This window comes from Caballeronia sp. A2-2, from assembly GCF_057612605.2.
The window spans coordinates 577,071-592,690 of sequence record NZ_JBVFIR010000004.1; the positions used below are offsets into that span (position 1 = coordinate 577,071).

The following is a 15,620-nucleotide window of genomic DNA, read 5'->3' on the forward strand; positions in this document are numbered from 1 at the left end:
AAGGAGACACTGCAATCATGGCTGAATTGACCGATGTCGATCCACGCACCTTCGGCACGCTCTACGATTCGCTGCAACGCGCCGTCAGCCGCTTCGCGGATCGCCCCGCCTACATGGTGCCGCCGATGCAAGGACGCGCGTACCATCCCGACGGCGTGACCTTCACGTGGCGCGAGACGCAGCAACGCGTGTCGGCCTTGCGCGAGATCTATCAGGAAGCAGGTTATGGAATGGGCCATCGCGTCGCAATCTTGTTCGATCAGCGGCCCGAGTTCCTTTTCCATTACTTCGCGCTCAACGGCCTCGGCGTGAGCGTGGTGCCGATCAATCCCGATTACCGGCACGACGAGATCGAATATCTTCTGTCGCATTCCGAAGCATCACTCGCCATCGCTATCGAATGCCGTCTCGCACAAGTGGCCGAAGCGGCGCGCACGTGTCCGAACGTCGCGGGCGTGCTGCCGCTGGAGAACTTTCCGCGCACGCTGCCGGTGCCGCGCATCGCGCATGCGGAAGGCAAGCCCGATGCCGACACGGAAGCCGCCCTGCTCTACACCTCCGGCACGACCGGACGGCCCAAGGGCTGCATCATGAGCAACGAATACTTTCATATGTTCGGCATGTGCTACGTGACGCGCGGCGATGTCATGGCCATCGGCGAAGGTTGCGAGCGTTTGTATAACCCGTTGCCGCTGCATCATGCGAACTGTCTGTCGATTTCGGTTTCGGCCATGCTGCTCACGGGTAATTGCCTCGTGTTTCCCGACCGCTTTCATGCGAGCACTTGGTGGCGCGATGTGACCGAGTGCGGCATCACCGCCGTGCAGTTTCAGGGCATCATTCCGAACGTGCTCCTCAAGCTCGCGTTCGATCCGCGCGAGAAGCAGCACAGCATTCGCTTCGCGTTGTGCGCGGGTTGCGAGCCGGAACATCACGTGCAGTTCGAGGAACGCTACGGCATTCCGCTCGTCGAGATGTGGTCGATGTCGGAAGTCGGGCGGCTCATTACCGATCACGTCGAGCCGCGCGCGATCGACAGCCGTGCGTTCGGGCGCCCCGCGCCGGGCATCGAGGCGATCATCGTCGATGAAAACGGACAAGAGGTTCCCGTCAACACGCCGGGGCAATTGCTTATTCGTCATAGCGCGGAAGCGCCGCGCAAGGGCTTTTTCACGGCCTATCTGAAGAACGAAGCCGCCACCGACGAAGCATGGAAAAACGGCTGGTTCCATACCGGCGACATGGTAATGCGCGACGAGACCCACCGCATTTACTTCGTAGACCGACACAAGCACATCATCCGCCGTGCGGGCGAGAACATATCGCCTGCGGAGATCGAAGCGTGTCTCGTGCAGCATCCGCAAGTGCATCAGGCGGCGGTCATCGCAGTGAACGACGAAGTGCGCGAGGAAGAAGTCATGGCGTGCATCGTGCCGACACCGGACGTGACCGATCATCAGAAGTTGGCGCGCGATCTGCTCGCCTATTGCATGGCACGGCTCGCGTATTTCAAAGCGCCTGCGTGGTATCTCTTTCTCGATGCGTTGCCCACGACGAGTTCGCAGAAGCTGCACAAGATCAGCCTCTTTAAAGAAGGCGATCCGCGCACGCGGCCCGGTGCGATCGATCTGCGTGCATCGAAGAAGAAGCCTGTGGAACATGCGCCGGCCACCGCGCCGACGCGCGATATCGCGAGGAGCGCATCATGAATTTGCCACCGTTGACTGAAGATACCGTTGCGGGCGTCATCGCACGCTTTCTGAAGGCGCAGGGCGTGACGCGTGTTTTCGCACTGTGCGGCGGCCATATCATGCCCATCTGGATGCGGCTCGATGCCGAAGGAATCCAGATCGTCGATGTGCGCGACGAACGCGCCGCCGTCTACATGGCGCATGCGCACGGACAGCTTTCCGGCGAGCCAGGCGTGGCGCTCGTGACCGCCGGACCGGGCACCACGAACGCGATGACAGGCATTGCGAACGCGCATGTGGCGCGCGCGCCGGTGATGGTGCTGTCGGGCATTCCGCCGCGTCAGCAAGAGAATCGCGGCGCGTTGCAGGACATGGTGCATGTGGACCTCGTGCGCTCGATCACGCGTTATGCGCGCACGGTGCGCGAGGCATCGCTTGCATTGCCGGAATTGCGCGAGGCGTTGTCGCGCGCGCAAGGCGAAGGTGGCGATCCGGGCCCGGTGTATCTCGACTTTCCGACGGACACGTTGCGCGAAACCGTGCCGCATGCATTGCAGCGCGACGAATACTTTCGCGTGATCGTGCGCGCATCGATTCTTCCCGATCCTCAACGCGTTCAGGCCGCCGCCGATTTGCTTTTGCAGGCCAAGCGTCCGCTCGTCATCTCCGGGCGCGGCGCGATGGGCGGCGGTGCCGAACTGCGCGCGCTGCTCGATAAAACCGGTGCCGCGTACCTCGATACCGGCGAGAGCAAAGGCCTCGTGCCCGACTCGCATCCCGGCGTGGTCGGCGCGGTGCGCGGCGCGATCATGGGCGATACCGATCTCGTCATCACCATCGGGCGACGTCTGGATTTTCAGCTTGCATACGGTTCGCCTGCCGTGTTCGGCGAAGCGAAGTTCATTCGCCTCGCGGATTCGCCCGCCGAACTGCGCGACAACCGGCACGCGGAAGTCGAACTCTATGCGAGCCCGGCGGCCTCCATGCAAGCCATTGTCGATGCCATAGGCGACCGTGAAGGCGCAGTCGATCGCGCGTGGCTGACGAAGCATCGGCAGAACCATGAAGCGCGCGTCGAGAAGTTCAACGCGGGATTGCGCGCGAAACAGACCGGCAGCGATGGCCGCATCCATCCGAACTGGCTGATCGCGGAACTGCGCGAGCAGATGCCGAAGGATGGCATCGTCGTGGCCGATGGCGGCGATTTCCTGAGCTTCGCGCGCGTGGGTCTGCCCGCGCAGACGTATCTCGATCCGGGTCCGCTCGGCTGCATCGGCGTGGGCACGCCGTTCGGCATCGCGGCGAGTCTCGCGCGGCCGGATCAGACCACCATCGTCGCGACCGGCGATGGCGCGTTCGGCTTCAACGCGATGGAGATCGATACCGCCGTGCGTCATCAGGCGCCGCTGTTGGTCGTCGTCGCGAACAACGGTGCGTGGCAGATCGAAGTGCGCGATCAGCAGGATACGCATGGCCGCGTGGTCGGCACGAAGCTGCAATTCGCCGATCACGCCGCGATGGCGCGCGGCTTCGGCATGCATGCGGAGCGCGTGGAGCGGCCCGAGGATCTCGCGGGCGCGATCAGCCGTGCGCTTGCGAACCGGCCTGCGCTGCTCGATGTCGTGGTGACGCCGGAAGCGGCATCGTCGGACAGCAAATCGGGGCTGGCGTGGGTGCCCGACTTGCAGCCGCTCGAAGCGTGGGACGACGCCGAACGCGCGTGGCGGGCATCGAAGGACTGAAAACGCGGTGCTACCATCGCTTCATTCTTTCTTCGAGAGACAAGGGCGATGGTGGAGCCGCACCGCAAGGCGTTACCGCAGATCTTCGTCCTCATCAGCCATTTAGAGCTGATCACGCCGCCCAGCCGCCTCGCCGATGAAGTGCAGAAGGTGCTGCCCGCGTATGCGGGCGTCGCCGATATCCGCGTGGTCGATGTCCCCTTCGCCGATGCCCTCGCCTTCGCGCAATCCACGCAGCGCCGCGAGGGCTTCGACGTGCTCGTGTGCGCGGGCGCGACCGGCGCGTATCTGCGCGCTCATCTCGATGCGCCCGTCGTGCTCATGCCCGTCACCGGTTACGACGTGATCTTCGCGCTGGAACAGGCGCGTCGAATCGCGAAGACGGTCGGCGTGCTGAGTTATCGGCGGCCCGTTGCCGAGTTGCAGATCGCGACCGATCTCCTGACCGTGCGATGCCGTCAGGAAACGTACACCACGCTCGCACAGGCCGAGCAGAAAATCGACGTGCTGTCGGCGGAAGGCTACGAGGTGATCGTCGGTTCGTCGATGGTGACGGAAGTGGCCGCGCGGCGCGGGCTGACCGGCATCCTCATCAATTCGCCCAGTTCGATCAGACGTGCGCTCGACGATGCCATTGCGCTTGCCAGCAACGCCCGCGCGAATGCGGCGCGGCGCGAGCGCTTCAGCACCATCCTCGAATATCTGGGCGACGGCGTGATGGTCGTGGATGCGAACCGTCGCGTGGTCGCGGCCAACGCGTCCTTCGCGCGGCTGACGGAGGTGGATGTCGGCGAGATGGTCGGGCAGCCGGTGGGCGATCCGGGCGCGTGGTTCGGCATCGAGGAAGTCATGCAGACGGGTGCGGCGAAGCAATCGCAAGTGCTGAACATCGGGCATCGCACGCTGGTTTATGGCGTCACGCCGATTCCCGATGAAGAAGGCCATACCGGCGCGATGATCGTCGTGCAGGATGCGAGCAACGTGCAGCGCGCCGACCGGCAGATTCGCGCCGAAGCGCGGCGGACAACGTTTGCGGCGAGTTATCGGCTTGAGGATATCGTCGGCCAGTCGCCGTCGATGGTGGAGATGATCGCGCTGGCGCGGCTCTATGCGGCAAGCGACGCGACGGTGCTCATCACCGGTGAAAGCGGCACGGGCAAGGAGTTGTTCGCGCAGGGCATTCATAACGAGAGCGCGCGGGCGAACCGGCCGTTCGTGGCGATCAATTGCGCGGGCTTTCCCGAGTCGTTGTTGGAGAGCGAATTGTTCGGTTATGAGGAAGGCGCGTTCACGGGCACACGCAAGGGCGGCAAGCCGGGGCTATTCGAAATCGCGCATACGGGTACGGTGTTTCTCGATGAAATCGGCGAAATGCCGATGCCATTGCAAACGCGTTTGCTGCGTGTCTTGCAGGAACGTGAGGTCGTGAGGCTCGGCGGCGTGCAGCCCGTGCCGATCGATGTGCGCGTGGTGGCAGCGACGAATCGCAATCTCAAGGCGTGCGTGACGCAGGGGGTTTTCCGGCAGGATCTTTATTATCGGTTGAATATCTTGCGGCTCATGTTACCGGCGCTGCGTGAGCGTGGGAGCGATATTGGGTTGTTGGCAGAGAAGTTATTGAGCCGTCGCGCGCTTACGTTGAGCGCAAAAGATATCGTCGATGCGTTGATGCCTTTTTTGCTGAGGCACGCGTGGCCGGGCAATGTGCGTGAGCTTGAAAACGTGATGGAACGCGCGGCGGTGCTGTATGGCGAATCGGCTTTGCCCGTGGATGCGGATATCGCAAGGACGCTCTTTGATGACGAGGAAACGTTTGCGCAGGAGATCGCGCCGCCACGCGACCGCGCGACGCTGTTGCAAGTGATCGAACGATGCGAGGGGAATCTGTCGATGGCGGCGAAGCAGTTGGGGATCAGTCGCTCGACGTTGTGGAGAAGGTTGAAGGAACCGGAAACTTGAGCGTACGCCCGTTTTTTTCCACCCACGCTTAAGATTTCCCAAAGGAGGCCGCTAAAACATCTGTACTTCTGGCACTACCCTCGAATGCACACACCAAAACAAAAAAGCATCGATCCACGCATCCTGGCCGGCAACGAAATCAGCCTGGCGATGCTGGAGATCGACTCGAAGTCGTTCCCGACGGAGACCGACCGGCAACAAGCGACGTGGGCCGCGTACGACGAAGTACGCGATCGCTTCGGCCTGTCCAGTCTCATGCATGTGCGGCATTGCCTGCGCGTGAGCGAGCGCTTCGCCAATCATCCGCACGTGTTGGGGGCGTTTAATTTTGAGGATTTGTCGGCGCTTTGTGCGCTTGGGGTGACGGATTCGCAAGCGCGGGAACTCGCCGACGAGCGGCGGCGTAATCCGGCGTTTGGGTTGATGGAGATTTTGCGGGCGGTTAGGAGGTTTGAGCGGTGAGGTTTAACGGTCTGATGTCGACCTGCTGTCGGTTTGGGTTTGTTGTTTTTGTCGTGCAAGGGGCTGCTGGTTTTTGGGCTTTTTATGCAGTAGCCGCCTCCCCGGCGGGGGGGTAACTTTCTTTGCTGCTGCAAAGAAAGTCACCAAAGAAAGCAGCTTTTTACCCCATGCACGATGGCTGGAGAGGGTTGGTCTGGATTAATCGGTACAGTGGCCGCAATAGGACTTTCCACGCTTGACCCGCCGCTTAGGCAACCTCGCGATTTCGCGCTCTAATATACTTGGGCCAGTGGTCCGCATTCATTCTTTCGGCCATGCGCTGCGCGCGCCGAGAACTTTAGAACGGAATCCCGCAGCCTATCAGCGCCCAGCCACCTCACGCCTCCCCGCTAGATTGCTATTCGGCCCTACCTTGGTCAGCACTTCCAGCAAAGCCTAACGCTTTCGGTGTGCCATTCATGGAAGTGCTAACCACGGTAGTGCCCAATGGGAGGGGTGCGATGTGGTTTGATGTGGCTGGGCTCTTATACGCTGCGGGGTTCCGTTCTAAAGCTCTCGGCGCGCGCAGCGCATGGCCGAAGGAATGAGCGTGGACCACTAACGCTAAAGAATTCGAGCGCGCAATCGCAAGGTTGCCTAAGCGACTCGTTATGCGTGGCACGTCCTATTGCGGTCACTGCATCCGTTAATCCAGACCAACCCTTTCCAGCCAGCGTGCATGGGGTAAAAAGCTGCTTTCTTTGGTGACTTTCTTTGCAGCAGCAAAGAAAGTTACCCCCCCGCCGGGGAGGCGGCTACTGAATAAGCTAAACAAACAAGAGAAGCCCTTTGCACGAGAGAACAACAAAATCAAAAACAACGACAGCAAAAACCAACGCCATGGGTTTAAAGAAAGCGTCCATCGCCATGGATCAAAGCACCACCTGCACCCCAACCTCAACCACATCCCCACTCGACAATCCATAATATTCCGCACTCGATGCCGAATGAAACGACATCTCGCCGAACAGCCTTTCGCGCCAACGCGACATCTGCCCGTGCGAACAACCGGGCGTCACTTCATCGCGCGGCAAGAAAAAACTCGTGCGCGCAGGCTCGAAACGCCAGTCGCCAAGCTGTCCCTCGAGCGATGCCAGCAAACGCGGCAGATTCGGCCGCTCCACGAATCCATGCCGCGAAATCACTTCGTAGCAACCCGCGCCGAGATCACGCACTTCGATGCGCGTCTGCTCATCCACGCGTGGCGCGGACTCCGAACGATTCGCGAACACCACGACCGTCCGATGCAGCACATGGTTATGCCGCACATTGCTTTCGAGCGCGGATGGCGTCGCGCCCTGCGCCGTGCCCGGATAGATCGCCGTGCCGCCCACGCGCGCGGGTGGCTCTGCGCTGGACAGGACATCGCGCAGAAAAGCATCGAGCGGTGGCGCGTGCGAGGCATGCAGCGCGGCGAGCCTGCGTCCGCGATGCCACGTCGACATCAACACGAACAACAGCACGCCGATCGCCACGGGAAACCAGCCGCCCTGCGGAATCTTGTGGACGTTGGCCGCGACGAGCAAGCCATCGATTGCAAGCAAAGGCACGCTGATTAGCGCCACCGCTGCCCACGGCCAGCGCCACAGTTGCCGCGTCAGACTCACCATCTGCACGCTGGTAATGAGCATGGTGAGTCCCACCGCGATACCGTACGCATTCGTGAGCCGGTCCGAGCTACGAAACGCGAGCACAAGAAAAATCACCGCAGCGAACAGCACCGCGTTCACCGCGGGCACATACACCTGCCCGCGATGCGTCTTCGATGTCTCGATCACGCGCAAACGCGGCAAAAAACCGAGTTCGATGGCCTGACTCGTCATGGAGAACGCACCGGATATGACGGCTTGCGAAGCAATCACCGTCGCGGCAAGCGCAATCAACACGGTCGGCACGAGCGCCCAAGAAGGCGCGGCAAGAAAGAATGGCTGCTTCTCCGCGCCCGGCTGATAAAGCAGCGTCGCCGCCTGCCCGAAGTAACCGATGATGATCGACGGAAACACCACGAACAGCCACGCAAGACGAATGGCGCGCCGCCCGAAATGGCCGATATCCGCATACAACGCTTCTGCGCCCGTCAACGCGAGGATGACCGCGCCGAGCACGGTGAACGCCATTGAGGGATGCGTTTGCACAAGCGTCCACGCAAAGGTGGGCGAAACCGCGCGCAATACATCGGGATGCTGAATAACGCGGTAAATCCCGATGACCGCAAGATAGACGAACCACAGCGCCATCACCGGCCCGAACGATTTGCCGACAAGCTCGGTGCCGAAGCGCTGAAACACAAACAGCGCGACGAGTATCGCCAATGTGAGCGGGACGATATACGGATCGAAACTCGCGCTGACCTGATGCAGACCCTCCACCGCAGACAGCACCGACACAGCAGGCGTAATCATCGAATCGCCATAGAACATGGCAGCGCCAAAGAGGCCCGCGAGAAGCAGCCAATGCGGCTTGTGGCGTCCTTGTTGTTCATAGCCCGCGCGCACCAATGCCGTCAACGCAACGATGCCGCCCTCGCCTTCGTTGTCCGCGCGCATGACATAGCACACGTACTTGCCCATCACGACAATGAGCACGGCCCACACGATCATCGAAAGAATGCCGAGCACGATGGTCGCATCGACGCGACCGGCATCGCTCACGCCCTGACGCAGCGCATAGATCGGACTCGTGCCGATATCGCCGAAGACGACGCCCAAAGCGCCGAGCATCATGCCCGAAAGCGCCTTGTCGGTACGCGCCGCATGCGTGTTCGACGCGGCCTGTGGCGCGCTTTTGGAGGTCGTCGTCATGGGAAGGCGTTTTATTCTCTTAATGGAATCACTAGCAAAAGCCATTCCCTGTCGCATTGATAAAAGTCCCGTCACGGAATGCCCCTTGCTGAAAGACTAAGGCTTTCACGTGAAAACTACTGATCCGAGGAAGTGTCATCGATGCGCGCCACCATCATCGCTCATGAAACACCGGCGGAACCGGCCTCCGAGGAGATTCACCGCTTCACTTTCGAACTAGAGGATGACGATTCCGCTACGTTGACCGATTCCGTTTCGCTCAGAACGGCACGGGTCATCGTCGCCAATTTGAAAGACGGCAATGCGTTCATTCAGATGTTGCGCGTCATCGTCGGGGCGGACCCGGTGCAATACGACAGACTGATCGGCGATGTCTATGTGGACAGGCCGAAGGCATCGGCATCACACTAAAGATAAAGGAGGACCGCAATATGAAGCTCTATTACTCACCGGGCGCGTGCAGCCTGGCCGATCATATCGCCATGCACGAAGCAGGACTGGATTTCGAGCGTATCAAGGTCGATCTGAAGAATAAGGTTACCGAGAACGGCGCGAAGTTCGAGGACATCAATCCGAAGGGTTATGTACCTGTCGTCGAAATGGACAATGGACGCGTGCTCACGGAGAACGTCGCCATCTTATGGTGGGTTTCGAAACAGGCGCCCGCCCTTGCACCGAAGGACGATGCCGATGGCACGCGCTTGCTCGAAATGCTTGCGTTCATCTCGACCGAGATCCACAAGCAGTTCGCGCGCTTGTTCAAGCCGTCGTCGGATGCGGAAGGCGCTGCGGCGAAGGAGAAGATCGGTCAGCGGCTTACGCTCATCGAGAAGATGATGGAAGGCGAATATATCTTCGGCGAGTCCATGAGCGTGGCGGATGCATATCTCTTTACCATGCTTGTGTGGGCGAACAAGATGGGCCTTGCCATTCCGCCGCGACTCAATGGATTTTATGAGCGCGTGCGCGAACGGCCTGCCGTCAAGCTCGCGTTCGAGCATGAAGGGCTGGAATAAAGTATTTGCGCTTGCCTGTGCGTGCGTCGTGTTTTTATTTGCGACGCCGCCTGGCAGTTCATTGCAGGCGCAGGAGCGGCACATCGACTTTGCGAGTTTGCCGCTCGACCATGCAATTAGGATCGTTCAGGGTGCGGGTAGACGCAGCATCGTCGTGTTCGAAGATCCTTATTGCCCGTTTTGCCAGCGGCTTGAAAGCAGGCTTCACGTCATCGATAATCTTACGGTGTACGTATTTCTGTTTCCCATTCTCACGCCGCAATCTAAAACAACAGCGGACGCGATCTGGTGCTCGCCGGATCGCAGCACCGCATGGCGTGACTGGATGATGCGCGGGCAAGCACCGTCACCCGCGCATCATTGCGATGACTCGCCGGTCGCCGCCAATCTCGCGATGGCCGCGCGACTCGGTATTCGTCTTACACCGACCATTGTATTCAGCGACGGCGATCTCGTGACCGGCGCGCTGCCGCTCGACGATCTCAGGAACATGCTCGACGGCGCGCGTCCCTGAAAACCGCATGACGTCATTGATCGAACGTGCCGCGATATTCGGGCGCGGCATCCGAACGTGTGTTCAGTTCGAACATCACGCCACCCGGCGCGCGGCAAAAGAAACGCGAACCGCGCCCGTTATTGAACACGCCCGTTTCCATTTCCACGCCATCCTGCTTGAAACGCTCATACAGCGCGCTCACTTCATCGAGGCTTTCGAGTTCGAAGCCTGCGTGAAAAGCTTTCGGCCATTGGGGCGCATCGCCATCGACATGATCGATGACTACATCGAAACCGGGACGCTTCAGGATGAAGCACTTCTCCCACGTGCCGGAAACGGTGAAGCCGAGATAGTGCTCGAAGAAACGCGCCGTGGCGGCGGTGTCCGAGGAAGGAAAGCTGAGGTGGTTGAGCTTCATGCTCTTGATCGATTCGTTCATCGTCGTTCTCGCAAGTGAGTCGATGCGGCGAAGGCCCCATGCCAGTTCGCCCGACGACTTCAGAATATAAGCAAAAGCTCACATTCCCAACTCGCTTTCGACACGCTTCGATCAAACGCGCAAACCCTTGTGGCAAGGGCGTTTCGCAGACGTCGCATTACTTTAGGCGATGCGTTGCTCACATTCGATGCTATTTCCCGGTGCGCGCAAGATAGCCGAACACAGCCGCGCTCACGCGCACTTGCAGCGCGTCGATGTCCGTTTCGCCGCGTTCGCCCGCTGCATCCACCATGCCGTGAACGATGGCGAGCAAATCCGCCGCCGCCAGTTCAGGCGCACGATGACGCGGCACGGCGCGTTTCACGACGTTCATCACGAGTTGCTCCATCTCGTCCTTGGCGATCTCGCGGCGCACGGCAGGCCGCCCTTCCTCGATATCGAGCAGACGCGCGAGCATGGGCCGCTGCAATTGCTGGCGCACGCATGCGCCTATCAGATAGTCGAGCGCGGCACGGCCACTGCGCTGATACAGCGCGGCGGCGGCATCGTCATGAAAACGCTGGGTTTCGCGGCGGATCAGCGCGACGGTCAACGCATCCTTGCCCGGAAAGTATTGATAGAGCGAACCGATGCTCACACCCGCGCGCGCCGCCACGGCGTTCGTGTTGAAGCCTTCGAAGCCCGCTGTTTCGAGCACTTGCGCGGCCGCTTCGACGATTGAAGCGACCGTGTCTTCCGAGCGCGATTGCGTCGGCGTCTTGCGGGGACGATAAGGTTTATGCGGAGAGGTTCGGCTCATGCGAGTGCGTTCGTGAGGTCGCTCGACGGGACGCACTCATTGTACGATCGCTCAGTTCAACGCAGTGGCGCTCACGGCATCGACCGAAGAACCTGATAGCAAAACGGAAGATTTGCCATCGGGACCGACAGGCACATCGCCCACCAGCGTGGTGCGATAAAGCTGACGATCGAACTCCAGATCGAAGATATCGGTCGGTGCGAGATGCGCGGTCGCGCGGTTGTCCCAGAACGCGATGCTGCCCGGCTCCCATTTGAAGCGCACCGTGAATTCGGGCCGCGTGACGTGTTCCCACAGCAGTTCGAGCAAAGCCTGACTCTCTCGCGGCGTGAGTCCGACAATCGACTTGAGAAACGACGGGCTGACATACAACGCGCGTTCGCCCGTTTCGGGATGCACGCGCACGAGCGGATGCTCGCTCACCAGCGTGCGATCTTCCACGGCTTTATCGAATGCATCCGTGCCACGCGCGCCTTGCGGTGGCGCGAACTTGTGCACGCCGCGCAGCGTATCGACGAACGCGCGCAAAGGCGCCGACAACTTCGCATACGCAGCGACGAGGTTGGTCCATTGCGTATCGCCGCCGTAAGGAGGAATGGTCACGCCGCGCAGAATCGACGCATACGGCGGATTCACGGCGGCGGTGACATCCGTATGCCAGCCGGTCCACGGACGCAATAACGCTTGACCCTCGAATCGCGTGGCCTTGCGAAACTTGGCGATGGAATAGATTTGCGGATGTCCTTCCACATGCCCGAACACGGGATGCCCGACCGTCAGTTCCCCGAACTGTGCAGAGAACGCGACATGCTGTTCGTGATTGAGAAACTGCTCGCGAAAGAACACCACGCGCCATCGCAGGAGCGCGGCGCGAATGGCATCGATTTGAGTTTGAGACAGCGGCCGCGTGAGATCGACGCCGCCAATCAACGCGCCGATATGCGCCGACTGCGGCTCGACGGTTATCGCGGAGTGAGTTTCTGTCGGGGCAATGTAAGCTGCGTTCACGTCGGTCTCCTTTCTAAAGAAGTCCGAATGTACAAGCCGTTACGCGCCGCGAGAACGAAGAATAAGCGATGTGGTTATCGCCGCGAACGATAAGCCGTGCGCGAAATCATCGGCTATAACCAGGCCTTGCCAGCGCGATCCGAAGCCTTTGCGCCTGATCGAGTTGCAGGATGAACGAGGGCCGCGAACGCAGCAGCAGACTCTTGAGGTCCGTATTCGAAGTGGTGCGGATATATCCGTCCATGACATTGACGAGCCGGCCGAGAAAATCCACTTCGCGCGCCAGATAGCGCTGATCGAAGTCGTATTCGCTGGCGTCTTCGAGCGATGAAAGCGCGTCGCGGGCTTCGCGGGTAATGGCATCGCTCGTGTTGCTGCGTTGTGCGGTCGCGCCTGCGCGTTGCAGCACGGCGTTCGCATCCTGATTCACTTGCTGATGTTCGATCACCATGCGGTTCGCATAGACCTGCACGCTGCGCGATTTCGTGCGGCCCGCCGCGAGTTGACCCGCCGCGATCTCGGCCTGATTCGCGACCAGCAGCACGCCGACGATCTGCGCATTGGACAAACCATCGTCATCGTCCTGCGCATGCGCGACGAGCGTCGATGCCGCGAACAGCAGCATCGCCATGACCCAACGCTTCATGAATGCGTGGAAACCGCGCGTCTGCGTGAACACTGCAGGCCTCGAAGGAAAACGAAAGCTCCAGCATAACGCGCTTCTTAAGCTCAGTCGCGGTTGGTGCGTCGCAGATTGCGCGTTTCCAGTTGCGCGATGACGCGCTGCACCGTGCGTTCCGCGATTCCATCGAGCGCCATGAAGCGGCAGCCCAGCACGGTGCGGCGTTCGCCGGTCGGCGTGAAAGCCTGACGCGGCGCGACGATTTCCAGATCGACGGTGAACTCGCCATGACCGTGCAGATCGAGCGTGATATCGCGCCAGACGGTGCCGCGTTCGACATCGGCGAAACGCGTGTCGGCGGTACGCAACGCCACGCCGCCGAGCGAAATGTCCTGCAAATCGAGCGTGAACGCTTCGCCGTGCGGATCGGACCCGGTTGCGGTGAACGGATCGCACAGCGGTGTTTCCACGCGATAGAACTCGCGCCGCTGCACGTAGTAGAGCAGCGCGGGGAAAGCGGCCTCGAAGGCGGGACGGCCTTCGAATTGCGTCATCGATGCTTGTGGCACGACGAATTCCGTGCGAATGCCCGATGGCTGGCTGCGGAACACGAGCGTCTCGGCGCGCAGCAACGCGGCGTTGCGTTCGGGCACGCCGCCAAGATCGAACAGAAAGCACGCGCGCCGCGAATCGACATCGAGCACTTGCGTGACGAGTTGCGCGCCGCCGAATTCGACCGTGAGAAAGTCACGATGCGATGCCAGCCCGCGCAAACACAGCGCAATCTGCAGCGGATGCCGCAGCGCATGACGTTCGTCGATGCCGCTCACGGAGGCGGCGATTTTTTCGGTGAGGGCGGATTCGGCGATCATCGGCGTCGGGCTCTGTTTTTGTAGGTGCGCAGCGTTATGCGAGGAGCGTGCCAAGTGCGTTTCTTGCGGGTTTGCCGAGGATGCGCGCTCGTTAAGGCGTTCGTGCTACGTAACATCGCGAGCGATGTTACGGGCCACGCACATCAAACCTGTTCCAAGGCAATCGAGCGGCAACGTTGTGCAATGATCGTGCGATCCGGCTTGCCTTGTTCGGTGAGCGGCACGCGCGGCATCATCGCGACGCGGACCGTGTTCGCCACGCGCGGGCCGAACGCGGCATCGAGCGCACGCGCGCAGCGAGCCAGGTCGATCGTGCGGCCCGGCCACGGTTCGATCGCCACATCGAACGCGATGCCCGCCGCGAACGCCACCGCGTAACGCACGTCCGGCAGCGCACACAACACGTCTTCGATTTGCGCGGGACCGATGGCGCGTCCGTCGATACGCATCACGTCCGCCGCGCGGCCGAGAATATGCAGATAGCCGCGATCGTCGAGATAGCCGATGTCGCCGGTCAGGCACCATCCGTCGCGAAACTTCCGCGCTTCATCCGCCGGTTGATGCCGATAACCCTGCGCCACCGATGCCGACCGCACTTCGATACTGCCCGCTTCACCTGCGCTGCAAATCCCGCCATCCGCGCGACGAAAACGCACTTCGACGCCGGGACGCACGCGGCCCGCGCTATTCAAGAGACTTGCATCGATCCGGTATTCGGCGGGCGTGAGCGCGCTCACCAAACCGGCTTCGCTCGCGCCGTAGAGATGGGTGAGCACGGGCCCAAGCCGGTCGATTGCGCGCCGCCGCAGGATCGCGGGCGCGGAGCCGCCGATATGCGCGATGCTGCGCAGCGATGACAGATCGCGACGGCGCACGTCGGGATGATCCATCACTTCGAATAATTGCGGCTCGACCAGCAGCACGTCCGTGACGCGTTCGGCTTCGATGGCGGCGAGTGTATCGGCGGCATCGTAATGTGATTCCAGCACGACCGTGCCGCCGCCGATCAGCGTCGAATCCACCAGCACTTGCGAGAGATACGCGAGCGGTCCGTTCACGAGGCGGCGCTGGCCGGTGGCATCCGGCGCGTGGGCCGCGAGCGCCGAATACGCGGCGAACGAGCGGCAGCTTCCCTTGGGGATATCGGTCGTGCCGCCCGACGATGCGACCACGCAAAGATCGCGCGCCAACGCACGGCATTTCATCGGCCGGTCGTCTTGCGTGTAGGCAAGCGCGTCCAGCCGCGACGACGCCGGACCGAAACCGATCTGCTTCACGCGCACGTTCACGCCTTCGGGCACGAGATGAGCGGTGCCCGGAAACACCACCAACAGCGCCGGACGGATGCGCGCAATCAACGCCGCACGGCGTTCGGCCGTGTTTGGCGCGGCGAGAAACATCGCGGCCGCGCCGAGCAGATTCGCGGCGTAGCGCACGGCGAGCGCATCCGGACAATTCGGCGCGAACAGCGCCACCAGCGTCCCTCGTCCGATGCCGAGTTCCGCCAGCGCCCGCGCATGACGGAAGATCGCGCGGCGTAGTGCGTCGCCGGTTACATCGTCGTTTCGATAGCGGAGGACGGCTTCGTCGGCGCGCGCGTTCAGGCGGTCGAGCAAGACATCGATATAAGGCTGAAAACCCGGTTCCTGCGTGTGATCGATCTTCATGATCGCC

At 61.3% G+C, this 15,620-nt stretch carries 14 protein-coding genes; 7 read left to right on the forward strand and 7 right to left on the reverse strand.

Annotated features, from left to right (window positions below; genetic code table 11):
- Positions 1-17 precede the first annotated feature (17 nt).
- The 4 genes from ACZCWR_RS33645 (at position 18) to ACZCWR_RS33660 (ending at position 5,854) form a co-directional block, all read left to right on the forward strand.
- Positions 18-1,709, forward strand: coding sequence for an AMP-binding protein (locus ACZCWR_RS33645; RefSeq protein WP_487306405.1), 1,692 nt, complete (start codon positions 18-20; stop codon positions 1,707-1,709).
- A complete protein-coding gene (locus ACZCWR_RS33650) occupies positions 1,706-3,433 on the forward strand; it encodes a thiamine pyrophosphate-binding protein (RefSeq protein WP_487306406.1) in 1,728 nt (575 codons plus the stop codon). Before ACZCWR_RS33645 ends, ACZCWR_RS33650 begins: the two co-directional genes overlap by 4 nt.
- Before the next feature lie 48 nt (positions 3,434-3,481).
- Entirely contained in the window at positions 3,482-5,392 is a 1,911-nt protein-coding gene (gene prpR, locus ACZCWR_RS33655) for a propionate catabolism operon regulatory protein PrpR (RefSeq protein ID WP_487306407.1), read from the forward strand.
- Between the two features lie 84 nt (positions 5,393-5,476).
- Entirely contained in the window at positions 5,477-5,854 is a 378-nt protein-coding gene (locus ACZCWR_RS33660; RefSeq protein WP_487306408.1) for a hypothetical protein, read from the forward strand.
- A gap of 911 nt (positions 5,855-6,765) precedes the next feature.
- Here the strand turns inward: ACZCWR_RS33660 and ACZCWR_RS33665 are convergent.
- Entirely contained in the window at positions 6,766-8,694 is a 1,929-nt protein-coding gene (locus ACZCWR_RS33665; protein WP_487306409.1) for a potassium transporter Kup, read from the reverse strand.
- Positions 8,695-8,835: 141 nt separating this feature from the next.
- Here ACZCWR_RS33665 and ACZCWR_RS33670 point away from each other — a divergent pair, with 141 nt between their 5' ends.
- From ACZCWR_RS33670 to ACZCWR_RS33680, 3 genes are read left to right on the forward strand one after another with little or no spacing between them, the layout of a single operon-like run.
- Positions 8,836-9,105 (forward strand): hypothetical protein, encoded by a 270-nt coding sequence (locus tag ACZCWR_RS33670; protein WP_487306410.1) that lies wholly within the window; start codon positions 8,836-8,838, stop codon positions 9,103-9,105.
- Between the two features lie 20 nt (positions 9,106-9,125).
- Positions 9,126-9,710 (forward strand): glutathione S-transferase family protein, encoded by a 585-nt coding sequence (locus ACZCWR_RS33675; protein ID WP_487306411.1) that lies wholly within the window; start codon positions 9,126-9,128, stop codon positions 9,708-9,710.
- On the forward strand, positions 9,694-10,224 hold the full coding sequence (locus tag ACZCWR_RS33680; RefSeq protein ID WP_487306412.1) for a DsbC family protein: 531 nt from the start codon (positions 9,694-9,696) through the stop codon (positions 10,222-10,224). The genes ACZCWR_RS33675 and ACZCWR_RS33680 overlap by 17 nt, the downstream gene beginning before the upstream one ends.
- A gap of 13 nt (positions 10,225-10,237) precedes the next feature.
- On the opposite strand, the gene ACZCWR_RS33685 is transcribed toward ACZCWR_RS33680, so the two are convergent.
- The 6 genes from ACZCWR_RS33685 to ACZCWR_RS33710 form a co-directional block, all read right to left on the reverse strand.
- Positions 10,238-10,645 carry a VOC family protein gene (locus ACZCWR_RS33685; protein WP_487306413.1) on the reverse strand — a complete coding sequence of 136 codons (408 nt, stop codon included), beginning with the start codon at positions 10,643-10,645 and terminating at the stop codon, positions 10,238-10,240.
- A 190-nt stretch (positions 10,646-10,835) separates the two neighbouring features.
- Complete coding sequence (locus ACZCWR_RS33690) at positions 10,836-11,444, reverse strand: TetR/AcrR family transcriptional regulator (protein WP_487306414.1); 609 nt, start codon at positions 11,442-11,444, stop codon at positions 10,836-10,838.
- A 51-nt stretch (positions 11,445-11,495) separates the two neighbouring features.
- Complete coding sequence (locus tag ACZCWR_RS33695) at positions 11,496-12,437, reverse strand: TauD/TfdA dioxygenase family protein (RefSeq protein WP_487306814.1); 942 nt, start codon at positions 12,435-12,437, stop codon at positions 11,496-11,498.
- Between the two features lie 121 nt (positions 12,438-12,558).
- Positions 12,559-13,131 carry a DUF4142 domain-containing protein gene (locus ACZCWR_RS33700; RefSeq protein ID WP_487306415.1) on the reverse strand — a complete coding sequence of 191 codons (573 nt, stop codon included), beginning with the start codon at positions 13,129-13,131 and terminating at the stop codon, positions 12,559-12,561.
- Positions 13,132-13,181: 50 nt separating this feature from the next.
- Positions 13,182-13,946: a flagellar brake protein gene (locus tag ACZCWR_RS33705; RefSeq protein ID WP_487306416.1), complete on the reverse strand. Its 765-nt coding sequence runs from the start codon at positions 13,944-13,946 to the stop codon at positions 13,182-13,184.
- A gap of 143 nt (positions 13,947-14,089) precedes the next feature.
- Positions 14,090-15,613 carry a class I adenylate-forming enzyme family protein gene (locus ACZCWR_RS33710; protein ID WP_487306417.1) on the reverse strand — a complete coding sequence of 508 codons (1,524 nt, stop codon included), beginning with the start codon at positions 15,611-15,613 and terminating at the stop codon, positions 14,090-14,092.
- Positions 15,614-15,620: the final 7 nt, after the last annotated feature.